At 42.8% G+C, this 22,945-nt stretch carries 27 protein-coding genes; 12 read left to right on the top strand and 15 right to left on the bottom strand.

Annotated elements, in window-relative coordinates; all coding sequences use genetic code 11:
• Window positions 1-78 precede the first annotated feature (78 nt).
• On the bottom strand, window positions 79-1,161 hold the full coding sequence (locus LAY57_RS26045; RefSeq protein WP_249070052.1) for a class I fructose-bisphosphate aldolase: 1,083 nt from the start codon (window positions 1,159-1,161) through the stop codon (window positions 79-81).
• 84 nt (window positions 1,162-1,245) lie between these two features.
• Here LAY57_RS26045 and LAY57_RS26040 point away from each other — a divergent pair, with 84 nt between their 5' ends.
• Window positions 1,246-1,623, top strand: coding sequence for a VOC family protein (locus LAY57_RS26040; RefSeq protein ID WP_249070050.1), 378 nt, complete (start codon window positions 1,246-1,248; stop codon window positions 1,621-1,623).
• Here the strand turns inward: LAY57_RS26040 and LAY57_RS26035 are convergent.
• The 4 genes from LAY57_RS26035 to LAY57_RS26020 all read right to left on the bottom strand — a co-directional run bounded on the left by LAY57_RS26035 (window position 1,610) and on the right by LAY57_RS26020 (window position 6,296).
• On the bottom strand, window positions 1,610-1,903 hold the full coding sequence (locus LAY57_RS26035) for a hypothetical protein (protein ID WP_338022497.1): 294 nt from the start codon (window positions 1,901-1,903) through the stop codon (window positions 1,610-1,612). The two genes, LAY57_RS26040 and LAY57_RS26035, sit on opposite strands and share 14 nt — an antisense overlap.
• Window positions 1,904-2,002: 99 nt before the next feature.
• Window positions 2,003-3,082 (bottom strand): magnesium chelatase ATPase subunit I, encoded by a 1,080-nt coding sequence (gene bchI, locus LAY57_RS26030; protein ID WP_249070049.1) that lies wholly within the window; start codon window positions 3,080-3,082, stop codon window positions 2,003-2,005.
• Window positions 3,083-3,240: 158 nt separating this feature from the next.
• Window positions 3,241-5,712, bottom strand: a complete 2,472-nt coding sequence (locus tag LAY57_RS26025; RefSeq protein ID WP_249070047.1) for a CHASE2 domain-containing protein — start codon at window positions 5,710-5,712, stop codon at window positions 3,241-3,243.
• An 89-nt stretch (window positions 5,713-5,801) separates the two neighbouring features.
• Window positions 5,802-6,296, bottom strand: a complete 495-nt coding sequence (locus tag LAY57_RS26020; RefSeq protein WP_249070045.1) for a pentapeptide repeat-containing protein — start codon at window positions 6,294-6,296, stop codon at window positions 5,802-5,804.
• 362 nt (window positions 6,297-6,658) lie between these two features.
• On the opposite strand from LAY57_RS26020, the gene LAY57_RS26015 reads away from it, so the two are divergent.
• Together LAY57_RS26015 and LAY57_RS26010 are read left to right on the top strand one after the other, a co-directional pair.
• A complete protein-coding gene (locus LAY57_RS26015) occupies window positions 6,659-7,660 on the top strand; it encodes a DUF4349 domain-containing protein (RefSeq protein ID WP_249070043.1) in 1,002 nt (333 codons plus the stop codon).
• 123 nt (window positions 7,661-7,783) lie between these two features.
• A complete protein-coding gene (locus tag LAY57_RS26010) occupies window positions 7,784-7,990 on the top strand; it encodes a hypothetical protein (RefSeq protein WP_249070041.1) in 207 nt (68 codons plus the stop codon).
• A 76-nt stretch (window positions 7,991-8,066) separates the two neighbouring features.
• Here the strand turns inward: LAY57_RS26010 and LAY57_RS26005 are convergent, their stop codons facing one another.
• The 7 genes from LAY57_RS26005 to LAY57_RS25975 form a co-directional block, all read right to left on the bottom strand.
• The gene (locus tag LAY57_RS26005) at window positions 8,067-8,516 is read right to left on the bottom strand and encodes a type II toxin-antitoxin system VapC family toxin (RefSeq protein ID WP_249070039.1); all 450 of its coding nucleotides are present in this window, start codon (window positions 8,514-8,516) and stop codon (window positions 8,067-8,069) included.
• A complete protein-coding gene (locus LAY57_RS26000; RefSeq protein ID WP_249070038.1) occupies window positions 8,500-8,706 on the bottom strand; it encodes a hypothetical protein in 207 nt (68 codons plus the stop codon). The genes LAY57_RS26005 and LAY57_RS26000 overlap by 17 nt, the downstream gene beginning before the upstream one ends.
• Complete coding sequence (locus LAY57_RS25995; RefSeq protein ID WP_249070037.1) at window positions 8,699-8,902, bottom strand: type II toxin-antitoxin system VapC family toxin; 204 nt, start codon at window positions 8,900-8,902, stop codon at window positions 8,699-8,701. The genes LAY57_RS26000 and LAY57_RS25995 overlap by 8 nt, the downstream gene beginning before the upstream one ends.
• A complete protein-coding gene (locus LAY57_RS25990; protein WP_249070035.1) occupies window positions 8,899-9,114 on the bottom strand; it encodes a hypothetical protein in 216 nt (71 codons plus the stop codon). The genes LAY57_RS25995 and LAY57_RS25990 overlap by 4 nt, the downstream gene beginning before the upstream one ends.
• A gap of 70 nt (window positions 9,115-9,184) precedes the next feature.
• Window positions 9,185-9,397: a hypothetical protein gene (locus LAY57_RS25985; protein WP_249070034.1), complete on the bottom strand. Its 213-nt coding sequence runs from the start codon at window positions 9,395-9,397 to the stop codon at window positions 9,185-9,187.
• A gap of 5 nt (window positions 9,398-9,402) precedes the next feature.
• On the bottom strand, window positions 9,403-9,636 hold the full coding sequence (locus tag LAY57_RS25980; protein WP_249070033.1) for a hypothetical protein: 234 nt from the start codon (window positions 9,634-9,636) through the stop codon (window positions 9,403-9,405).
• A 21-nt stretch (window positions 9,637-9,657) separates the two neighbouring features.
• On the bottom strand, window positions 9,658-12,672 hold the full coding sequence (locus LAY57_RS25975) for an NACHT domain-containing protein (RefSeq protein WP_249070031.1): 3,015 nt from the start codon (window positions 12,670-12,672) through the stop codon (window positions 9,658-9,660).
• Between the two features lie 377 nt (window positions 12,673-13,049).
• On the opposite strand from LAY57_RS25975, the gene LAY57_RS25970 reads away from it, so the two are divergent.
• The 7 genes from LAY57_RS25970 (at window position 13,050) to LAY57_RS25940 (ending at window position 17,949) form a co-directional block, all read left to right on the top strand.
• The gene (locus LAY57_RS25970) at window positions 13,050-14,417 is read left to right on the top strand and encodes a serine/threonine protein kinase (protein WP_249070030.1); all 1,368 of its coding nucleotides are present in this window, start codon (window positions 13,050-13,052) and stop codon (window positions 14,415-14,417) included.
• A gap of 28 nt (window positions 14,418-14,445) precedes the next feature.
• Window positions 14,446-14,940: a DUF427 domain-containing protein gene (locus LAY57_RS25965; protein WP_249070029.1), complete on the top strand. Its 495-nt coding sequence runs from the start codon at window positions 14,446-14,448 to the stop codon at window positions 14,938-14,940.
• A 232-nt stretch (window positions 14,941-15,172) separates the two neighbouring features.
• Window positions 15,173-15,436 (top strand): DUF7219 family protein, encoded by a 264-nt coding sequence (locus LAY57_RS25960; protein WP_249070028.1) that lies wholly within the window; start codon window positions 15,173-15,175, stop codon window positions 15,434-15,436.
• A gap of 182 nt (window positions 15,437-15,618) precedes the next feature.
• A complete protein-coding gene (gene dapB, locus LAY57_RS25955; RefSeq protein ID WP_249070027.1) occupies window positions 15,619-16,446 on the top strand; it encodes a 4-hydroxy-tetrahydrodipicolinate reductase in 828 nt (275 codons plus the stop codon).
• Between the two features lie 11 nt (window positions 16,447-16,457).
• Window positions 16,458-16,634 (top strand): hypothetical protein, encoded by a 177-nt coding sequence (locus LAY57_RS25950; protein WP_249070026.1) that lies wholly within the window; start codon window positions 16,458-16,460, stop codon window positions 16,632-16,634.
• Window positions 16,635-16,700: 66 nt separating this feature from the next.
• Entirely contained in the window at window positions 16,701-17,450 is a 750-nt protein-coding gene (locus LAY57_RS25945) for a DUF8619 family protein (RefSeq protein ID WP_249070025.1), read from the top strand.
• Between the two features lie 34 nt (window positions 17,451-17,484).
• Window positions 17,485-17,949 (top strand): DUF29 domain-containing protein, encoded by a 465-nt coding sequence (locus LAY57_RS25940; RefSeq protein WP_249070024.1) that lies wholly within the window; start codon window positions 17,485-17,487, stop codon window positions 17,947-17,949.
• 109 nt (window positions 17,950-18,058) lie between these two features.
• Here the strand turns inward: LAY57_RS25940 and LAY57_RS25935 are convergent, their stop codons facing one another.
• The 3 genes from LAY57_RS25935 to LAY57_RS25925 all read right to left on the bottom strand — a co-directional run bounded on the left by LAY57_RS25935 (window position 18,059) and on the right by LAY57_RS25925 (window position 19,766).
• A complete protein-coding gene (locus tag LAY57_RS25935) occupies window positions 18,059-18,343 on the bottom strand; it encodes an NfeD family protein (protein ID WP_249070023.1) in 285 nt (94 codons plus the stop codon).
• A gap of 84 nt (window positions 18,344-18,427) precedes the next feature.
• Window positions 18,428-18,787: a hypothetical protein gene (locus LAY57_RS25930; RefSeq protein ID WP_249070022.1), complete on the bottom strand. Its 360-nt coding sequence runs from the start codon at window positions 18,785-18,787 to the stop codon at window positions 18,428-18,430.
• 553 nt (window positions 18,788-19,340) lie between these two features.
• Complete coding sequence (locus LAY57_RS25925) at window positions 19,341-19,766, bottom strand: cysteine dioxygenase (protein WP_249070021.1); 426 nt, start codon at window positions 19,764-19,766, stop codon at window positions 19,341-19,343.
• A gap of 229 nt (window positions 19,767-19,995) precedes the next feature.
• Here LAY57_RS25925 and LAY57_RS25920 point away from each other — a divergent pair, with 229 nt between their 5' ends.
• Window positions 19,996-21,390 (top strand): AAA-like domain-containing protein, encoded by a 1,395-nt coding sequence (locus tag LAY57_RS25920; RefSeq protein WP_249070020.1) that lies wholly within the window; start codon window positions 19,996-19,998, stop codon window positions 21,388-21,390.
• 123 nt (window positions 21,391-21,513) lie between these two features.
• On the top strand, window positions 21,514-22,884 hold the full coding sequence (locus LAY57_RS25915; protein WP_249070019.1) for an AAA-like domain-containing protein: 1,371 nt from the start codon (window positions 21,514-21,516) through the stop codon (window positions 22,882-22,884).
• Window positions 22,885-22,945 lie beyond the last annotated feature (61 nt).

The raw sequence follows: 22,945 nt of genomic DNA, 5'->3' as shown, positions 1-22,945 counted from the left end.
TAAAACTGAACACCCAGAAACCCGGTTTCTTGGAGAAACCGGGTTTCTAAGGTTTCTAAAGGTTGCGGAATGTGGGTTTTACGCGATCGTCACTTCTGGCGACAAATAAACATCCTGGATCGCGTTAAACAGCTTCACACCTTCCTCAAACGGACGCTGGAACGTCTTGCGACCGGAAATCAATCCGGTACCACCAGCGCGTTTGTTAATCACCGCCGTGCGAACTGCTTCCGCAAAGTCGTTTTTACCAGAAGCACCGCCGGAGTTAATCAGTCCAGCACGACCGCAGTAGCAATTTAGCACTTGATAGCGGGTAAGGTCGATCGGGTGGTCTGTCGTCAAATCTGTATAAACACGCTCATTCGTCATCCCGTATTTCGTGCCGGTAGCTTTGGAGACAGCTCCGTAGCCATTATTGTTTTCGGGTAGCTTTTGTTTAATGATGTCGGCTTCGATCGTAACGCCCAAGTGATTTGCCTGTCCGGTGAGATCGGCTGCAAGATGATAGTCTTTATCTTGTTTAAATGCGTTGTTTCGCATATAACACCACAGGATAGTTGCCAAACCGTATTCGTGGGCGAGCGCAAAGGCTTGGCTCACTTCTTGGATTTGGCGAGTCGATTCCTCTGAGCCGAAGTAAATTGTAGCACCTACGGCAACTGCGCCCAGATTCCAGGCTTGTTCGACAGAAGCGAACATAATCTGATCGTATTTATTGGGATAAGTAAGCAGTTCGTTGTGATTCAGCTTGACAATGAAGGGGATTTTGTGGGCATATTTGCGAGAAACCATGCCCAAAACGCCCAGTGTGGTAGCAACTGCATTGCAACCAGCTGCTAGAGCCAGCTTAACAATATTTTCCGGGTCAAAGTAGATTGGATTGGGCGCAAAAGAAGCACCCGCAGAGTGTTCGATGCCTTGGTCTACTGGCAGAATAGAAAGATAACCCGTGTTGGCAAGACGCCCGGTAGAATATAGTTGTTGGAGGCTACGCAAAACTTGGGGATTGCGATCGCTCACGGCAAAAATCCGGTCTACCGAGTCTGGCCCCGGCAAATGCAATAAATCTTTAGAAACTTTCGCTTTGTAAGTGAGGAGTTCTTCTGCTTCTTTACCCAGCAAGGATTCAAGAGAACTGGGCATAGATAGAGTTGTAGTCATAGCCTTTTTCCTCAAGATTTCCATCTTTCATTGTGACAATGCTAACCCACCATCCTGAGTGTTGCGACGTTCCATTTTTTGTTTATGATTTTTGAATATACAGACGCTTTTGTTACCCTGGCAACTGTTGAGGTAGAAATACTGATCCAGTTTTATACTAAACTGCTCGGTCAAGAACCCAAGCCATATATCCCAAATGTTTATGCTGAATATCACCTTGCTGGTTTGCGCTTAGGAATTTTTAAACCTAGAAATGCTGACGAGGAAGAGTTTAATAATTCATCGCCAAATGGAATGAGTTTATGTTTGGAAGTCAGGGATTTAGAAAGTGCGATCGCTTATTTTACTTCCTTGGGATACCCGCCTCCGGGAGAAATTATCAGCGCCTCTCACGGCAGAGAAATCTACGCTTATGACCCAGCTGGCAATCGCCTCATTCTTCACCAATCTAGTATAATATGAACTGAAAAATCAAAAAACTAATAATTAAACCCAAGACTGCTACCACCTGCATCACCCGATGATTAATGGAAGGCGCGATCGTTTCCCCCACCAAAATTGATGTAGACGAGCCGACTACGTAGCTCAAGCTTAACCCCAGATATGGCCATTTGTCTGTTAAACCCCAAAGTGCAAGCATTGTCATCGCTAATATCAACATTATTAGCTCAACAAATCGCGGAGGATTGTACTGACTAGAAACAATCAAGATATTCCACCAAAATCGCCAATGTCTCATCATAATTTTGGATTTTAGATTTTAGATAGGACTTATGCAATAACTAAGGTTTTGCCCCCCGACCCCCAAAATTTGGGGGGCTAGGGGGGAGAAGAGCGTAAGTTATACTTCTAGACCAAACACGCGGTTGAACGCTTTTTCCACCTTGTAGCCAGAATCGATCGACTCTAGGGGGTCTTTGCGAAGTCGGTGGCGCAAACACAGCGTAATCACCCGGCGGATATCGTCTACCAGTACCAGAGTTCGACCCTCAAAAGCAGCTAGGGCTTTAGCGGCGCGGTTGGTCACAATGTCACCCCGCAAACCGTCTACATCCAGTTCAGCACAAACCTCAGAAATTTTCACCCGCAGATCGTACTCACTTGTCACAGAAGGAAGTAGTTCTTGGGCATTAACTAGCTTTTCCTGGAGTGCTTCTTGCGTTTCTTGATATTTTTCGAGAAATTCCGGCGGATTTCGATCGAATTCAGATCTTTGTTCTACGATTCGCACTCGCAAAACTGGTTCTTTTACGGTGCGGATTTCAGCGTGCATCCCAAAGCGATCGAGTAATTGAGGACGCAATTCCCCTTCTTCCGGGTTACCGGAACCAACCAGAACAAAACGGGCGGGGTGACGAATGGAAATACCTTCCCTTTCTACTGTATTCCAACCGGAGGCAGCGGAGTCTAGCAGCACATCTACCAGGTGGTCATCCAGCAAGTTGACTTCATCAACGTAGAGGATACCGCGATTGGCTTTAGCCAGCAATCCCGGTTCAAACGCTTTGACACCCTCAGAGAGTGCTTTCTCAATGTCGATCGTGCCGCAAACGCGGTCTTCTGTCGCACCCAAAGGCAGATCCACCATCGTAACCTTTTTCTTGGCTATGGGAATTTCCTCCCCGCGATCGACCCGATCGCGCACAGTATCGCTCATGATATCAGGGTCACTGGGATGGCTGTTGAAGGGGTCATTCGCAACAACTTCGATTTCTGGAAGAAGATCGGCCAAAGCGCGGATCGTGGTAGATTTGCCCGTACCGCGATCGCCCATAATCATCACACCGCCAATCTTCGGATCGATTACATTCAATAGCAGTGCCAGTTTCATTTCCTCCTGGCCAACAATAGCCGTAAAGGGAAAAACGACACGGCGGGTCGCCGATTTAACGATAGTTGGCTCAAGAGCAGTCGGACTCATATCAATTTTCGATTTTTTATGCAGTAATCTCGAATTTTAGCTTAAACGGGCAGAAGCCTCCCGCTCTATTTGTACTCAAATGAGCAGTGAGATAAATGCCTGACACTAAAAGGATTTTTGACTTTTGACTTTTGACTTTTGACTTCCGCGCAGCGGCCCTATTGAATCGTCTCACTATCAGAATCTTCTTGATTTACTACGATTGTGGCATCCAACAACTGAGAGGGCAAAGCATTATCTTGGTTTGCTAGTAGGGTTTTCATCAAGTTATCTGTGTCTTGGGCAGGCATATTTACTAGATCCATATCTGTAGCTACCTGACTGAGAAGGGATCGATCGAGTTCTTTGATATCCTTCAGCACATCTGCTGCTGACTGATACCTGTCGCTGAAGTGATAAGACACCATCCGATCCAAAATCTTAGCCAATTCCTCGCTAACACTCGCTAGAGGACGCCAAATCGCGCATCCCGTATCGCGATCTTGGGGCAACTGCTGCGGCGAAATGCCAGTCAGCGCCTGAATTCCAATCATTCCCACAGCATAGATATCGCTGGCTGGACGGGGGTGACCGGCCAACTGTTCCGGCGGTGCATAGCCCCGCGTCCCGATCGCTACTGTCGGGCTTTCCGTATCCTCGTTTGAGGAGCTGTGCATCTGTTTGACTGCACCAAAGTCAATCAAAACTAACTGGCTATCTTGTTTTCGTCTAATTATATTGCTGGGTTTGATATCCCGGTGAATGACATGGTTTTGATGGATAAAAGCTAGAATCTCCAAAATCCCTTTGAGCAGATCGACTACCAGATACTCGCTCAGTCGCTTATCCACAGGTAGCTCATCACTTAAAGAGTCTCCTTCTATATATTCTTCAACTAAGTAGAATTCCTCTTTTTCTGCCAGGTAGGCTAGCAGTAGGGGAATCTGGTTGTGCTGCCCCAAAACTTCCAAAATTTTGGCTTCCGTCTCGAATAATCGTCTAGCAACTTGCAAAAATTTGGGATCTCGCCGTGCTGGCATCAAACGCTTGACTACACAAGTAGGATAGCCGGGACGCTTGATATCTTGTGCTAGATAGGTTTGACCAAATCCTCCTTGAGCCAAGACTTTGTTGATTTTGTAGCGTCCGTCCAATAGCGATGAAAACGAGAAGGGCTCTGGCTCTGTTTGTGGAGAGTAGGATTGTGGATGAGGGGAAACGGGAACTGTGGCTGATGAAGGTAATGCCCAAGTGGCTGATGAAGTCGAGGGATTGTGCTTCATCATTGTTGTCAAAAGCGCGATCGTCTCCTCCTGTTCTGCTGAGAGATTTGTGACTTTCTGCTGCTGCTTGTACATTTTGTAGGAGGTGTAAACTACCACAGTTCCGCCACTGGTTATCAACGCTATGACTGGTGGTACTACTGGCACCCATCCAGAGTAAATCAACAAACCATAACAGGCACCAACCAGAACTCCGATCGCACCTACTCCTGAAAGGCCCAGCCATAGAGGATGCCGGAGCCGATCGGCCCCTAGCGCACCTACTAGAGCCCAGCCCCAAATCCACAAAGCTTCACCCCACCAAGGCCAATACCAGATGAGAGGGCGTCCATCCAGCGCGGCGCTGAGAATTTGACTGGCTACTTGGGCATGGATTACTACTCCCGGCATTTTCGCGTCTTGCGGTCTAGCGGCGCTGTAGGGTGTATAGAAGGCGTCATCAATGCTGGGTGCTTGTACTCCGATGAGGACAATGCGATCGCGTACCCATTCTGGACGCACGCGATCGGTTAAAACTTGGGTGAGGGTGACTTCTTGGGCAACGTCTTGGGCTAAACGGTAATTGAGCAGAATTTGATAACCACCTGTATCTGCCCCTTGGTAGCCACCTGCATCGCCGTTCAGGCGGGGAAATACCACTTGCGATTTTAGATTTGGGATTTGGGATTTGGGATGTTCACCCAGTCTCATTTTTCTGAGCCCCATATATCCGCTAGAGTTAACTTTGTAGGATTCAATCCCTGACAATGCGAGATATTTGCTTGCTAGTTGGAAGCTAAATGAGAAGCGTGCTTTGCAATTCCCTTTCCCCGGTGTCACAAATAATAGCGCCCGTCGAATCACTCCATCCGAGTCAACTGCGAGGTCGCTAAAGCCGACACGGTTAGGTGGAACTGATGAGGGTGGCGCAACGCCGGGATGTTTGGTATCGCTGGTTTTGCAAACCGTAATTATGCGATCGCTTTTACCCAGCTGAGTAACTAGCCGCTGATGTCCCGGCTGTACCGGCAGGTCGCGATAAATATCCAAACCGATGACACGCGGGTTATATTTCTGAAGCTTGAACAATAGATTAGCCATTGTGGCATCTGATAGCGGCCACTTACCCACTCGCTGGATATCTTCTTCTGTGACGGTGACCACTAAAATCCGAGGGTCGGGTTTTTCTGTGGGGCGCGATCGCAAAAGTTGGTCATAAGCCCCCAATTCCAGCGGTTCCAGTTTGCCAAACTGTCGCAACCCCAGCAGCAAAACACTCACCCCTATACTCGCTACAAGCACGGGTGTGAGTGAAATTGGCGCTGCAATGTAACGGCGACGCCAATTAGACAACCGATCGCGGAATTGACTGGAGAACTTAGCCAGCACGGCAACTTTGTGCAGAATTTAATTAACTTAATCTATTATCTCGATTTAGCAACTTGAGAATACCCTGAAAACTAAGTAGCTGAATAATCCTAGCGTATTGTCGCCGGAACTTGTGCGGGAGTTACGTTTTCGGGAACTCCCGGTAGTGCTTGTCGATCGCGAACAGTCCCGTTGGGCATCGTAGTTCCATTAAAAATAGCATTTGTAAAATCTGCTCCTCCCGACTCCTTCGCTTTGGCCCGAAACAGGTTCGTATCTGTAAGATTGGCGTAAGTTAAATCCGCACCGCTGATATTAGCACCAGTCAACATAGCTTGAGTCAAGTCCGCACCCCTGAGATTGGCTCCGCTGAGGTTGGCTCCAACCAGTAAAGTATTCTTTAAGCTAGCATCGCTTAAATCGGCTCCGCTGAGATTCGCTCCGCTGAGGTCAACACTGTTCAAGTTAGCCCCACTTAAGTCACACCCCTGACATTCTTTGGTTGTCAGCAACCGATCGACCGGACTGACATTCTGGGCTAAAAGCGGTGGTGAGAACCACAGAGTAGTCAAAAAAGATACTGTAGCTAGGATAGTTGTTTTCATAATCTGTCGAAATTGTTCTTAACCTGAATATAGCAGTCGTAATCAGAGTACACAATTAAGATATCTTTCTATAAGGTTATCCTAAAAGTGCTGAATTAAATATTTTTTACCACAGATATCCACAGATGAACACAGATAAACACAGATGTGGATCTGTTTTTTTGATGAGGTAGGCAAATATAATCGGATTTTCCGGTATTGCTCTAAGTGCATCAAACGAGGAACAAAGGTTATAGCACAAGGGTTTGAGGTCAAGCGCCATTTCAATTTTTGTAACAAGCAACATACTTAACCTAAGACAAGGTTAAATTATTTATAACGGATAACTCCATCTCCCCCAATTTGCCCAGGAAAAATTTACTATGAAAAACGAGTTAAAAATTCATAATCCTAAATCCGATCGGCTGCTCAATATTTTGCTGATCGGAACATTCTCCGCCATTGCTCTGCCGAGTTGCAGTCAAAGCTATAATGCCACAGGTAGTAGCTCTCCGGCACAAATTTCAGCCAAAAGTAAAAGTGCCGTAATGCCAGCAGCGGAACCAGCACCAATAGCACAAATGGAAAGAATGGCAGACAGCCCAGCGCAAAATGTTGTAGCTTCTGCGGATGGAACTATCGTAGCATCTGCCCCAGCGAAGCGATCGCTTCCTCAATTAATCAAAAAAGCTGAATTAACTCTCGTCGTTGGTTCAATTGACAAGAGTATGCGCGAAGTCTCAACTATTATCAGAAAACAGCAAGGAGATTTACTGGGATTTCAAGATAGCCAGCCTATAGATTCTAGCAGCCGTCACACCGCTTCCATGCAAATTCGCGTACCGTCCCCAAAGCTGGACACTACTCTCGACACCCTTGCTAAACTAGGAACGGTGCAAAGTCGTTCTCTTACCGCTGAGGATGTGTCAGATCAACTCGTTGATTACCAAGCGCGTCTAAAGAATCTGCGGAAATCAGAAGAAGCGGTATTGAAAATTCTGGAGCGATCGGGTTCAATTAGAGATGTGCTGCAAGTCTCCAAAGAACTTAGCAATATCCGAGATTCGATCGAACGGATTTCTGCTCAATTAAATAACTTGCAAAATCAAGTAGCTTATTCCACAATTACTCTAAATTTAGAAGCTGCCGTTTCTGCCACACCAGTATCGGGAACTCCCGTAGGTTTAAGAGTTCAGGAAACTTGGGGACAAGCAACCCATTCTGTCAGCGAACTTACCTTCAGCTTGCTGAGTTTAAGTATTTGGTTATTTGCCTTCATCCCTTATCTCCTGTTGATAGGTGCGGCAGGATATGGCTTTTACAGATTTAGAAAAAATAAGACTGATGTTGCCGCACAAAAACCGAATTTACCGCCATCTAGCTAAATCAGATATTGCACCCTACTAGGTAAGGTGCAATATCCGATCGCAGATCCCGATAGCGTTGGGGCGTTGCTATGGTATGATTAAAAGTAGGTTAGTACTTAGTACCGTGAGGCTTAGCAAATAATGACTTTTAATGATGTATTCGAGGTAATCAAAGGTCTTTCTACGGATGAAAAACAGGAAATTAAACTGTTGTTAAACCAATACATCCGTGAAGAACGTCGTGATGAGATATATGATAACTTCAAGTTAGCGCAGATAGAACAGCAAAAAGGAGAACTGAAGTTTTCCTCTAATATTAACGAACTGAGACAACTGATAGAGGAATAATCGTGGAAGTTAGTTTTAGTTCTTCTTTCAAACGTGCATACTGAAAAGATAAAAAAAATATGAGTATTATATATTTTCAAATATGACTGGGATCGATGACTTCAATTTGGGAACACCAAGAAAAATCCTTGACATTAAAAGTGTAAATACTGGTGACTCGATGAGCTAACATAATTGCAATATGAAGTAAGTCAAAAATTCCCCCATTAGTCACGGGTCGTTCTTCTAGTAAAATCAGCCAACGTTCAAACAGATCGAGCGGAGTTGATAGCAAGCAAATATGAGGCATTTGGCAAATCCGTTTAATGCGGCTAATGGCTTCTGTGGGCTCAATGGGTGTTGCTAAGATGGCAGGATTGGTAATATAGGAGTAAAATTCTGCTAAAACTTGCGATGAAAGGCATAGCAACTCTGTTTCACTAGGTCTAAATATTTCTAATGCTGCCCTGTGTTGAGGTGCTTTAGTATTGACAACGTAGGCGATAACGTTGGTATCGAGATAGATTTTTTTAGGTTCGGTTGCCATAAAGCATACTACGATTAAAGGGTTGAAGGATTTCGCTTTCAAAAAACAACGGAGTTGGATCGAATTGCGCTCGTTGTTCTTCTGTTAATGGGTTTTGATGTTTATTGATAGCCCTAAATGTGTCTATCATCGCATAAATCTGCTCGATCTGTTCGGGAGTAAGTCCGGTGATATCAAGAGTTTTAGTCATTTTGGGTTAGGATTAGCGTTTGCCGATATTCTAGCTTAAAGGCATGACAGCCAAGCATTTGTTCGTGAAAGGTGACAATTGACACCACAAAATCTGATAGCGGGTGATGAGCCATGCGTGTCGCAAGGTTACTGTAATCCTTCCCAGTTTGACGCTGAAGGACGCTCAAGTGGTCTGTATCCAACAAATATTTCATACCTTGTCTTGCGCTTCTAGTGCAGAATCATCACCTTGGCGAAACGCTCGTCCGTAAGCCAGTACCTCGTCAAAGGCAGGTTCATCTTTGAAAGACCCTGTAATTTGTTGTAGCCAATTTGTCGGTTGAGGATTTGCAATTTGTTTCTGCAATTCAGAAATCGCTGCTTCTACTGCTGCCATCCGTTCTTCTAAAGAGGTATTGTTTGCCATTGGATTTTCTCCTATCAATTGTTTTTGTCTGAAGGATAGCCGAACGTCCTTGAGGGTTTCTGGGTTTATTTTAGAGGCAGGTAGCAAGTGCTTGTTGGAGGGGTTCAGATAACTCAATCGGCATAAAATAACGGCTAGGGTATAAATAATCTTCCCCTGATTCATCAATGACGCGAATCATTTGATGATTTTTGGCTTGAGGGTCGGGTAAAACTTGATAAATTTTGCGAACTTCTAAGGAAGCTGAGTAATTTGTGTTATTGATGCAAACGGCAAATTCCATATAGTTTACTCCAGAATATATTTAATTTTAAATTCTTTTTTACCGATTCCGTGTGCTTCATACCAGTGGATTTCTGCTTCACACACTGTTCCATCTTCGAGTTGGATAGTGGCGATACCTTTTAGCTTGCGCCAGCGTCCAGAACCGTAGCTTTTTTGCAATCGTTCGAGTTCTCGAATTGAGCGATTAACGGCAATGATTTCAATGTCATGTATTTCTCCTATAATTTCAAAGTTCAATTTAGTTTTACTCCCAAAGTTTTACTCTTTTTGGATTTCTAGGTTGGCAAAGTGTTCTTGAACGAGGCGATGGATGAAGCGGTAGCGGTTGCCGACTCGTTGCAGAATTAGGCGTTCTGTGCAGTAGTCGAGGAAGCGGGTGATGTTCCAAGGCATTTGACCAGTTCCCCAAAGAGTCAGACGTAGTGCGAGATGTTGAATACCAGCAAACCCGGCAAATAGGCTGAATATTAAACTTAGAATCATACTATTACTTAAAGCTGGGCCAATGCCAAACTTGAAAACAGGAATGATTCCTGAGAATATTCCTATCCCTCCGAAAAGCATAGAGTATAAGAATACGTTTAATATCATGTTGTTTTTTGAGCTTATATCTTCATCAATGGGAATACGCCAAACAATGTAAGCTCCTGTAGATGCAGAGAAGAAAAACAGAAAAATATCGATATTTTGCGAAAACAATATCGCAAAAATAGCTATCTGCATTAACAATATAAAAATTTCGCCGATTTTTTCTGTTTTAGGTGATATTCTTGATTTTGAATTTATATCTCCAAGATTACATAGAATTGCAATTACAAAGCCTGACATTGCTCCTTTGAGTAAAGGGATGTTCGTTTCTGTCCAAATAGAATAAAGGTTGAAAATTATACTCAGTAAAACGAGCGCACAAATACAAGCTGTTGCTAGTGGTAGAAGCAAGATAATTATTAAGAATAACTTTAATATTTTGTAACCTTGATTAGAGGTTTCTTTAAGAGTTGATATTCTATTTATACAACTAATTACGATGGCAATAGTAACTACAAAAATAATGACAACAATAATGATAAATAAAAAGAAACTCATCCAATTGATGATTAAAGGAAATAGAAGTAGATGATAATTAATCAAAAATAATCCCGAAGCTAATCCGAGTGCAGAACAAAATAGGAGGGAAACAATAAGCGTTACTGCTCTAAAGACAATTGCTGATTTAGTAAACAAAAAATTAGGCTGAATACGATCAACGCGAAACGCTGAGATTTGATTTTTTTCGAGAAATAAAGCTATTCTTATTAAACGGTTCTGAAAAATTGGACACAATATTTGTTTTTGGGCATAATATTTTGTTTTTCTGCTATCTTGAAATGCTTTTATTCGGTAAATTTCCAGCAAATAATCAATACTATTTCGCTCAGTATTACAATTTTTCCACTCCTCAACCTCAATCTGCTGATAAGCAATACTTGGAATCGCCAAAAATAAAGGCTGACGAATAAAATTGATAATCTTCTCCGAATCCTTAATGCTCTCCCAGAACTTCCCAAGATTGACGCTGGCGAAATAATGACGCATTTGCTCTACCGTCAAATCTTCCAAGCAAATCGCACCATTTAAGTGCAGAACTTCCTCATATTCCTCATACTCCTCTTTGCGACTGCATACCACCAAATGCAGAGGAGAAAACTCACTATGTAAAAACTGATTAATTGCCTGGACACACTTCGCCTGACGTTCCGAGGGCAACTCATCCAAACCATCCAAAAGCAGCACTAATTCCTTTTCCCGAATCCACTGTTCTCCGATTTCCTGACTAATTCCCTTACTCCGAAGCTGAGAGAGAATCCACTCCTTGATTGAAGGATCGTATTTTTCCTTATTCCAAAAATCTGGAAACTTTGCTTTTGTAACTGTCCGCCATTCGGAAAGCTCTAAAATTACCGGGATGGGTGCATCGCTATCCGTTTCGGCACGCTGAATCAAGGCTTCGGCTAACTGTAATAACGTGGTGGTTTTCCCACCTCCCGGTTTACCCAAAATCAGAAACTTACCGTTAATAGCTGGATTTTCAAACACCTCTAGAATGCTTGTTTCTGAGGGTAACTTAAACGATCGCTCTTCCCCCACCTTCACCGAAACATCCCAAGGGCGTTGCACCTGATGGGGTTGCTGTTCCTTCCCCAAATTCAGCGGAATCGCATGATGTAGCGACTGTGCTAAACGGCTTTCAACTTCAGTCTCCACCTCACTCAATAACTTCTGACGGGCTTTCAACTCTTGGCGGGATAACTGCCGCCCCCCTTGTTGCGTTCTAATCTCCTCAAACCCTTGGCGCATCTCTTGACGCACTTCTGCTACATCTTGGCGCAAACGTTCGAGGCTTTCCTCTAAATTCTGTAACAATCCAGTGATAGTGGTTTCCATCACCCCCAACCGTTGACAGACTTCGGCAAAACCAGAATCTATTTGTTGGGAAATTTGCCGAAAAAATGCCTGCTGCTGGGCGACGGTTCCCCCTAACTGGGTTTCTAGCTGCTGGAACTGTTGGAGAATTTGCGTTAATTCAGCAGTATTCACCGCCAGATTAGTGTTTCGCAGTTGTGCCAGTTCCGCTTTCATCCCCGTGAGTAACTGCAAAGTTAATCCAGCAAAGGCTTTGCCATCTTTTACAAAGTCTTCTTTGAGGGTTTCTCTTAAAGCTTTGGGGAACGTGGTATGCAGTAAATCGGCTACTTGGGGATAAACTTCTGGCGGGAGTTGAAAGCCACCCCCTTTAGAAGCCGCCATGTTTAAGCGGATGAAAATATCCTGCCATTCTTGCGGGGTGAGGTTGCCGTTTTGGGTGAGGCTGTATTCTTCTGGTGTGAGAAATTCGTCGAGTTTGGCTTCTCTTAATTCGGGGTAGCGTTGCTGGGTGAGTTCCTGTTGGGCAATTTTCACCCAGTTATCTTTAGCTTGGGCAGCAATTTTCTCTAATTTATTGCGGGTGTCGCGTGGGTGTTGTTTGGCTGCTAGAGTAATGACAGCTGCGATCGCTTTTCCCACTGCTTTCGTTAAATCTTCATTCTCTAAAGAAATGCGATCGCCCTCTTTCCCCTGAGTTAAAGCATCGATCGCATTAGCAGTATTTCCAGCAGCTACACTGGCTAAGGATGTCGCCAAAACTGTGCCCCAAACGATCCCTTCCTTGGTGAGTAATGCTGGAAACGCCAAGCCACCTAGTACAATTGCGCCACCAATGGTTAATTTAACAAGCGATCGCGTAACACCCATAGCCCTTTATGCTGGCATTGTTTGATTTCTAGGATAGACGATCCATAGAACGAACAACTGAAAACAGCAGTATTAAAATATACAAGTTTTAAAGGGCAGCTACCGCCGCCCCATCGAACCAAACGCCCAACCCCTCTGCTTTGCGTCCCTTACGCCTAGATCCTAATATGTAAGGATGCTAAAATATTTCACAATTAGTGCCTGCTCTCATATCTAGTAGCATAGTGGCCTAAAAATTCTCTCATATCTGCGTTTATCTGCGTTTATCCGTCTTAATCTGCGGTAAAAATTTAACCAACGATAACAACAGACAATTTCAGGATATCGCTCACGTACTGCCAATGCAGTTGACGCCCAATCTAAAATCTAAAATCGAAATGGAACTGCTACACCAACCAGGAGATGCTCTAGCTCAACGATATCAAATTGTAGATATATTGGGACAAGGTGGAATTGGGATAACCTACGAAGCGATCGACTTGCAGACGAGTCAGCGGGTGGCACTCAAAGAGTTATCGTTGCGCCGCATGACAGACTGGAAAGTGCTAGAATTGTTCGATCGCGAAGCTAAGACTTTATCTGGGCTGAACTATCCCTGTATCCCTCGATATTTAGATTATTTCCAAGTCGATACGCCTGATGATAGACGATTTTACCTGGTTCAGGAATTGGCAGAAGGACGATCGCTCTCATCCCTAGTCGAAAGCGGTTGGCACACAAACGAAAACGAGGTTCGGCGTCTGGCTGAGCAAATTCTGGAAATTCTCATCTACCTACAAGAGTTTACCCCACCAGTCATCCACCGAGATATCAAACCCCAAAATATCATCCGTAGGGAAGATGGACAAGTTTTTCTAGTTGATTTCGGTGCGGTGCAAGACACCTATCGCCACACCATAACGCGGGGTAGCACCGTCATCGGCACATACGGCTATATGGCACCGGAACAGTTTGGGGGACAAGCTTACCCAGCAACGGATTTGTACGGATTGGGAACAACTCTACTATTTTTGCTGACGCACCAATTCCCTGCCGATTTACCCCAGTATCGTCTGAAAATCGACTTTCGCGACGTGGTGGAAATTTCACCACAGTTTGCCGATTGGTTGGAAACAATGCTCGAACCAATACCGGAAGATAGATTTTCTTCAGCGAAAGATGCCTTAGCAAACCTGCGCGGCGAACATCCCAGTACCATCCAAAAGCGGCGTCAGCCAGCAGGGAGTCGTATTGGGTTGAAAAACACTCTTGGACGACTTGTGGTGGAAATACCGCCTGCTGGGTGGCGATTACAGAACGTTTCGTGGTTGGGGTTTGCGTTAATTTGGAGCGGTTTCTTATTTTTCTGGACTGCTGGAGCTCTAGCAGTTGGGGCCTATGTGTTTTTCCCTCTGCTTTCCATCCCCTTCTGGATTGTCGGACTGGGTATGTTGGGAGGTATCCTGTTTAGTGTAGCGGGTCGGACAAGATTGGAGATCGATCGGGTAAAGTATTTCCGGTTGCAGTGGAAGTTATTCTGGTTCAGCTATGAAGTTAAAGGAAAGACAGCGGATATCGATCGCATTGAACTCAGCAATAATTACGAAGTAAACGACAAACCAGTCATGGCTTGTACCCTAGTAGAAGGCTTGCGTACCCATCGTTTCGGTTCTTGGCTGGCGCAGTCAGAAAAAGAGTGGTTAGTTGAGGAGATCGCATCTTTCCTTAGAAAGAACTTACCTCAACAGGAAAGCTCTAAAATCTAAAATCCAAAATCCAAAATCCAAAATCGACATGAACCGCCAGCGCATTCAACCAAGGCCAGATCAAGAATCTGTGTGGGATTACCCGCGTCCACCGCGTCTAGAAGACTCAGCAAAGCACATCCAGATCGTTTTTAACGGGATCGCAATTGTCGATACCCATCAAGCCAAGCGGGTCTTAGAGACCAGTCATCCACCCAATTACTACATCCCTCACACCGACATCAAGATGGAATACTTGGTCAGGCAAAATCGCAGTAGCTTTTGCGAGTGGAAAGGTCACGCAGGTTACTACACAATTATTGTGGGTGACAAACAAGCGCCGAATGCCGCCTGGTTCTATCCCGACCCCACCTCCGCCTTTGCGTCAATCAAAGACTACGTGGCTTTTTATCCCGGTTTGATGGATGTTTGTTATCTTAATGGTGAAAGGGTACAACCTCAGCCCGGTGATTTCTACGGCGGCTGGATCACCAGCGAGATTGTAGGGCCGTTTAAAGGTGCGCCAGGAACGTGGGGCTGGTAGATAAGGGCAAAAGTCAAAAGTCACTCATTCAAAAGTCAAAAGTGAAATGCTTGCTGTGAATTGGTTCTGCCGTTTTAGGATGTCCTAACTACCTTGACGGTTGCTATAAGGGCAAAACGGAAAATTTGGCAACAGGGAAGCTACTAAATATCCGTATAGTAGCGGATACAAATCCTGACAAACAGGGTCTATAACAGAAGAATGTTTCATTAACAATATCCTGGAGGGAGCCATGAACGATCGCTCCAATTTTCTGTACCCCCGTAGTCGCTACTACGGCCAAGTTAAACCAGAAAATTTGGTTTTTAACGCCAATTTGCAAGAATTTGCCCAGCGGGTGAATTTTATCTGCTCTTTAGAAACGGGTGGAAAGCTCTCTCCAGAAGAAGCTTATAAACAAGTTAAGAAACTCTGGAAACAGCTTAAACGCTCTAAAAAGCAACTTGGCATCGGTGAACAGCCCTTTAATCCTGAAGACGAAATTCCTTTGGAATAGGGGCTAGGGGCTAGGGGCTAGGGGCAGAGGGGCAGAGTGGGGGAGTGGGGGAGTGGGGGAGTGGGCAATAATTCGTTCCTTTTCCCCTTTTTCTTTTGACTTTTGACTTTTCTTGCTCCATTGCCTAATTCAATCTAAAATCTAAAATCTAAAATCTAAAATTTTTTGTCCGTTTTTCAATCATGGCGAATCAATCTCCTATCCCAGTTGTGGTCAACGGTGCTGCTGGCAAAATGGGCCGCGAGGCGATCAAAGCTATTGCAGCGGCACCTGACATGACGCTGCTGGGTGCGATAGACCGCAATCCAGAATTTTTCAATCAAGATGCTGGGGAAGTGGCTGGATGCGGCCCGCTGGAAGTTCCGATTACCAATCAGTTTGAACCGATACTGGCGATGGCGGCGCAGGAAAAAGTGCTGGGCGTTATGGTGGATTTCACCCATCCCAAAACGGTTTATGATTCTGTTAGATCTGCGATCGCTTACGGTGTCCGCCCCGTCGTCGGCACCACTGGCCTGAGCCCCAAACAAATTGAAGAATTGGCCGAATTTGCCGAAAAAGCCAGCACTGGTTGCCTAGTTATCCCCAATTTTTCGATCGGCATGGTTTTGCTTCAGCAAGCTGCTATCCAGGCGTCCAAATACTTCGATTACGTGGAAATCATCGAACTCCACCACAATCAAAAAGCAGACGCCCCCAGCGGTACAGCTATTAAAACCGCTCAAATGCTGGCAGAAATGGGCAAAACCTACAATCCACCTTCTGTTACGGAAGAGGAAAAATTACCGGGCGCTAGAGGCAGTTTGGCAGATGAGGGTATTCGCATTCACAGCGTGCGCTTACCCGGTTTGATCGCTCACCAAGAAGTGATTTTTGGTGCTACAGGTCAAGTTTACACTCTAAGACATGACACGAGCGATCGCACTTGCTATATGCCAGGAGTGCTGCTGGCAATCCGCAAAGTCACCGAACTCAAATCGTTAGTATATGGTTTAGAAAAGATATTGTAGGTGACTGGGGAGTGGTCAGTGGTCAGTGGTCAGTGGTCAGTGGTCAGTGGTCAGTGGTCAGTGGTCAGTTGTCAGTTGTCAGTTGTCAGTTGTCAGTTGTCAGTGGTCAGTGGTCAGTTGTCAAGAAAATTTCTCCTCTGCTCCTCTGCTCCTCTGCTCCTACTCCCCTTTTTATTTTGAATGAGTGACTTTTGACTTTTCTTGCCCTATTCCCCATTCAATCTAAAATCTAAAATCCAAAATCTAAAATTTATATGCTAGTCCCATTAACGCGCAAAAAATTTGAACAACTCATTCCTTTCATCGCCACAGCCGCCCAGTACAAATATTGCTGGGGTAATGCAGCCGAGTTTTTAAAGCGGGTGTTAATTTCTTTGGTGAGCGTATTGCTACTTTATTTGATAACGAGCTTGTTAGGAGAGGCATTTGCACCAATAATTCTTTTATTAGGAATTGTCAGCGGTATGTACTGGCTGTGGGGGCCAGTTTTATGGGCGAGTTTGCGTAATATTCAATGCCGAAGTTCGCGGTACAGCGCTTTTTGGCGCGGTCAGGTGTTAGATGTTTATATAAGTGAAGAATTAGTTGGCACAGAAGAAACAGTCAATAAGCGCGGCGAGTTGATGATAGTGGAAAACCGGGAGCGAAGGCTTACCCTAGAAGTTGGGGATGAAAATGGTTTTCTGACTAAGTTGCAAGTCCCTCTGCGACGTTCTCACCAAGCGATCGTTACAGGAGAATGGGCTGAAATGGTGGTAATGTCTAATCGACCCGATATGAGTCGGATTAGCAATGTCACCGATATTTACCTTCCTGAACTTGATGTGTGGGTGAGTGACTATCCTTACTTACGACGAGATGTATTTATTGATATGAGCAGTCGGTTAGAAAACGATCCGGAATCGGAACAACCGCAGAGAAGGAAGAAGCGATCGACCAAGCAAGAACCGAGATCTGGTTCTACTAAAACTCGTAGATCACCGAGAAGAAATGATGATTGGTAGAATACTTAATGTCAAATAGTACAAAGGAAACGAAATGAGCGTTATTGATTTAAAAACCCTTTATGAAACTGACGATTTAGAGTGGTTGGAGTCCACCATAAAATTACTCAAAAACCGTCAGTTTAATGCTTTAGATTTAGATAATTTAATTGAGGAGTTGGAAGATTTGGGTAGTGAGAAAAGAAATACTGTAGTTAGTTTGTTAAATCAAATTATCAGACATTTACTATTGCTTGAGTATTGGAAAAATGAAGCAGAGCGTAATACAAACCACTGGCGAAGTGAAATTTATAGCTTCCGCGATCAATTAGATCAAAGGTTGACAACTAACTTACGAAACTATTTACAAGAACATTTACACTTTATCTACAAGCGTGCGCTTGGTTTTGTCAAAGAAAAAACTGGAACCTCTGCTAATTTCCCTACAGAATGCCCTTACACACTTGACCAATTACTTGATTTAAATTGGTTCCCTGAGCAACTTCCTCACATTGACTAGGTTCCTAGTTCAAATCTCCTGACCGTTCTAAACCAAAGTTAATCTGTAGGGTGCGTCAGATACCAGAATTTTGGAACTAATTTTATTGCTCTGACGCACCGTACTTAATCTAACGCGGAAATGGCCGAATAATCAGGGTAATATTCGAGTTACCAATCACTTCGCAGATATCGCCTTCTTCTAGTGTTTCAGGGAATAAAGTTCGAGCATTCCAATAGGAACCCCTAAAGGCCACTCTGCCAAACCAATAAGGGCGCTGTTTTGGCGGTTCTACTGCGATCACAGTTGCTTCACCAGTGAGGAATTGATCATAGTCAATAGTTGATTTAATTGCCGGTTTTTGCTGAATAATGTCAGAGATAATTGATTTAATCATTGATTTAATCCATTCCATTTCAACAACCTCCTTTAGGTCTAAATTATCTAAAAATTGGTAAGTTTTTTGAGTTATGAAACGTTGGGTTTCATAACTCAATCTCTATTCAGGCAAACTTAAAACCAATTTATGCTCATCAGGCAAGTGTCCTCCAAGCACGCAACTGGCGGCTGCTTGAAGAATAATTTCACTAAACAAGATGCGGTGGAAAATCCGATTTTTGGTAAGGCTGCAAAAATGACGAACAGCTTTGATGTCTCCTTCCCAATCAAAAGGAGCATTTAATAACAAGTGATGGCTATTATGAATAGCCCTAAAGAAGAGATTATTAGAAGGAGTTAAGAGGCTCGGATTGTTAAAATCAACGCAAACTTCTAGCACTCCTGTTCTCTTAACTTTATCCGCCATTTCTTCAACGCAATGATAAGGGTTGCTGTAAACGTAGCGTATGATTATAGGCAATCCCATGTGTAAATACCGTATCCACAGATCAAAATCTTCTTTAGTTACATCTGAAAGATCATCCTTTTTTGAGTTGTGAAAATGGTTGCCTAACTTGTCTACGTAGCTGAAATCGTTTTGGGCTTTTTGGAAGTAATAGTTGATGGGTTTTTGCGAAAGATATAATTCATGTGCCCTTAACTTATCTATCTTGTTCGGGAGATTGCAGAGGCATTTTCATAATCAACTCGCTCCTGTTATCTTTCATGTTTTTATCCTATGCTTTTCAAATTCAATTCGCCAGTAATAATTTTTAGCTATTTCCAGTAATAATTTTTAGCTATTTTTTCAAGTCAACCTAAAATTTTTTAGTCAATAGAACCAGAATTTTATCTCTAATCAATCTCAAAGCATTTAATTGGAAAAGCCTAACAATTTTTAGCTATGATAACCCAATACCTTGAAAAATGAAAGCCAACGCCGACTGGTAAGATGGAAAATTTTGAACGAGCTACAATCTAGCTTTATTAAAAAACCGGGTTTTGATGGAACTCAAAAACCCGGTTTCTTAATATTATTGAGGTCGAGCGGGACAGTAGAAGTGGAGCGTCACTAGCGGCTCAATGTTTGATTTGTTAATCAATTGATGAAATTGCGGCTGGCGTTCTACTCCAGTTAATTGATTCGCGTGAATTTCTTCCTCCTTGGACAACACCAGTTCTTGTCCCAAAACCTCATAGATTTGGGCGGTGCAAGCGCCTTGAATTACTTGCGTTACGTTCAGGGAGTTACCGTGATCGTGAATTCCCGATTCCTGTCTCGGCATCCAACAGCACGTCAGTATTTCCACTGAGGGAGTCAGTAGAACAGGCTTCCAGCCATATTTTTTTTCGGGACGAAATAAGATGTGCTTTTGGAGGAAGCTATCTTCCAGCTGGAGGCGAGCAACTAGAGCTTTGAACAGTTCCAGCGTTAGCTTGTGGGGTGGAGTGTCCATCATCTCACACAGAAAACTTTCCAGTGAGAAGGTATACCGGGATGATTGGTTTGCTGTTATCATGTGATCACCTTTTATTTCTAGCCTCGAGCCGGGATGGAAAACTTGGCTCGTGGTGCTTTCTCAAAATTGTGGCTTATGGTCTAGGAATTTGACAAGTAAAAGGTTTTAGGAAAATAGTTTTAGTCTTTTGTTGTACAGAACTAAAAGTTATTAGGGTGTAGAGGAGGCTATGGAAAATCAGGAGAGCAACCCGGAAAATACTTTTTTCAAGGCTGAACATTTGCAGGACTTCAATAAATTATGTAAAGACCTAAAAGAGAAGGGATATCAAGTGGACGACGCCCAAAATAAAACCCTTCTACGAGGTGTGCTTTTGAGGCGTACAAGCAAAGAAATAGCTGATGCACTCAAAATAAAAGAGAGTACCTTTTTACAATATCGGGATAGATTGGGAGAATATATTAAGGGCATAACTAAAGTAGAAAGGATAAAAGAATGGTCACGTTTACCTGAATTGCTTGAAGAAAAAGGTGGATATAACCTGTCGCATACAACCAATTCACATATTTCGGAGAATATTGGCTCTAATTCGGGAAAGGATGAGAATGCTCAAACCAATCCCCAAACAAATGAGCTAAAGCTACAAGAAGACTATATACAACCACCTCAATTTGAATTTTGTTTAAACCAGATTTCGATACCAGGATGCTTGCTGAGAATCAAAGCTCCCATTCGTATCGGCAAAAAAACGCTAATCGATAATATTCTCAATTGTGCTAATAAAAACTATCGAACAACAACTTTATCTCTTCGTATGGCGGAGTATCAAAATTTAGAGAGTCTAGATACATTTTTACAGTGGTTTTGTACTAAGATCGCTCAAGGTTTGAAGTTATCCATAAATATTGAAGATTACTGGAATAGCCAAATAGGTAACAGTAAGATGAAGTGTATGGCATACTTTGAAGATCATCTACTCCTTGCAGATCAACCCCTAATCTTAGCAATATATAGATTGGATAAGGTTTACCCTTATTCCGAAATTGCTGGAGAATTTTTTAGTCTTCTCCAAACATGGCATGAGGAAGCTAAGAATCGCAATATTTGGAAGCAATTGCGGTTAATAGTAACCTATAGAGAAAATTACAACAAAATCCAACCCCATCGATCACCATTTAATAAAGGGACAGAGATATTATTATCATATTTAAAAAAAGAACAGGTAAAAAGTTTGGCAGAGCAGTATAAAAATAATAATTTTAATGATGAGCAAATTCAAAAATTAATGGACATGGTAGGAGGACATCCCGATTTAGTAAAACTAGCTTTAAATAAAATCATTGACGGAACTATGGAAATTGAAAAATTGTTAAATAATACCGATAGGTTAGATGAAATTTATGGCGACCACCTAAATGAATACTTGCGGTATTTTGAAATTTATCCAAAACGCAAAGAAGCATTCAAAAAGATAGTTACAGCAGATTTACCAGTGGAGTTTAAGTCAGTATCAGAAATCGAAATTGTCGAAAGTTTGCGTGATTTGGGGTTAATCAAGATAGAAGGCGAGAATGTAGAGCCACGCAACAAGTTATATCGCTTGTATTTCCGCGATCGACTTTAGTAGTTTTCATCAGTGGAAAATATCCTTCGTTTTTAGCTAATTTGTTCTCCCTAGTAGGTAATGATTTATATTCCGTCTGTTCTAAAATGTCTTGGTCAATAGTTTTCAGAAGCGTTAATGAGTATGACACCAAACTCAAACTACCAATATCAAGTCGGCGGAAGTCTATACGCTGAGAATGAAACCTATGTGCTGAGAAGCGCAGATGAAGAACTTTATAGCGCCCTAAAAAATAATAATTTTTGCTATGTTTTCAATTCGAGACAAATGGGTAAATCTAGCTTGCGAGTCAAAACAATGCAAAAGTTGAAAACAGAACAGGCAGACAACATGGCCTGTGCTGCAATTGAAATGATGCCTCTTTGTAGTCATAATGTGACACAAGATGAGTTCTATGGAGGATTCTTAAATTACTTAGCAAGAGCTTTATCTTTACCAATAAACATAAAAGAATGGTGGGAGCAACACAGCAATATTTCTACTACAGAAAGGTTGATACAGTTTGTTGAAGATGAACTATTAAATAAGTTAAAAAACAAGATAGTTATATTTATTGATGAATTTGATAGCATTAGTGACTTAGAGTTTAAAGACGATTTTTTTGTTTTTATTTGCCAATGCTACAACAAGCGTGCTGACAATAGCGAATACCAACGCCTGAGTTTTGTCTTACTGGGAGTGCTAACTCCTAACGAGTTAATTAAACATAAAATTCGCAACCCATTTAATATCGAATATAAGGAAATTGAATTGAATGGTTTTGAACTGGAAGCCGCCAGTAACTTAGCCAAAGGACTGGAAAATCATTTTAAAAACCCCACAAATGCTCTAAAACAAGTGTTGTATTGGACAGGCGGACAACCGTTTCTCACCCAAAAACTCTGTAAGCTTATTCAAGATAAAAAATTAACCTCTCCCATTCCTGTAGGTGAAGAAAAGGATTGTATTGCGAAATTGGTGCAATCTGAGATTGTAGAAAAGTGGGAATTTAACGATCCTCAAATACATTTCAAGACCATTCGTAATTTGATTTTTGAATTTAACGATCGCACTTTACAACGCTTAGAGTTGTATCAGCAAGTTTTACAGGAAGGAGCAATAGGAGCAGATAACAATACCGACATAATGGAATTGCGCCTTTCTGGTTTAGTTGTCAAGAAAGAAGGAAAATTAAAAATTTTTAACCCCATTTATGAGTCTATTTTCAACCAAAAATGGGTAGCTCAAGAATTATTGTATCACTATCTTAAAGCGGGAGAGTATTGCTATGTCATGGATTCAGATGAAAATAAGAGTTTATTGCAAGGAACGAAGGAAAGACTGGAAGCAGATGGCATTCATTGTGCTGCGATCGATCTGAAAAACCTTTATAATAGTAATGAAAATAAGTGGGATTATAACCTAGCACAAAAGCTTATAGACTGTGTACAATCGAGAGTAGATTTAAAGCTTTGGTGGGATAACAAGAAAGATGAACTGGCTCTTACGTACTAAGGTTGATAAGTTTTATTAATTGATTTAGGTTGGGACGATAGCTAAAAAGGCTGAAATGCTG

The organism is Argonema antarcticum A004/B2 (assembly GCF_023333585.1).
Taxonomy (GTDB): domain Bacteria; phylum Cyanobacteriota; class Cyanobacteriia; order Cyanobacteriales; family Aerosakkonemataceae; genus Argonema; species Argonema antarcticum.
The sequence above is the reverse complement of the archived record's forward strand: the minus strand, read 5'-3'. Positions and strand labels throughout refer to the sequence as shown.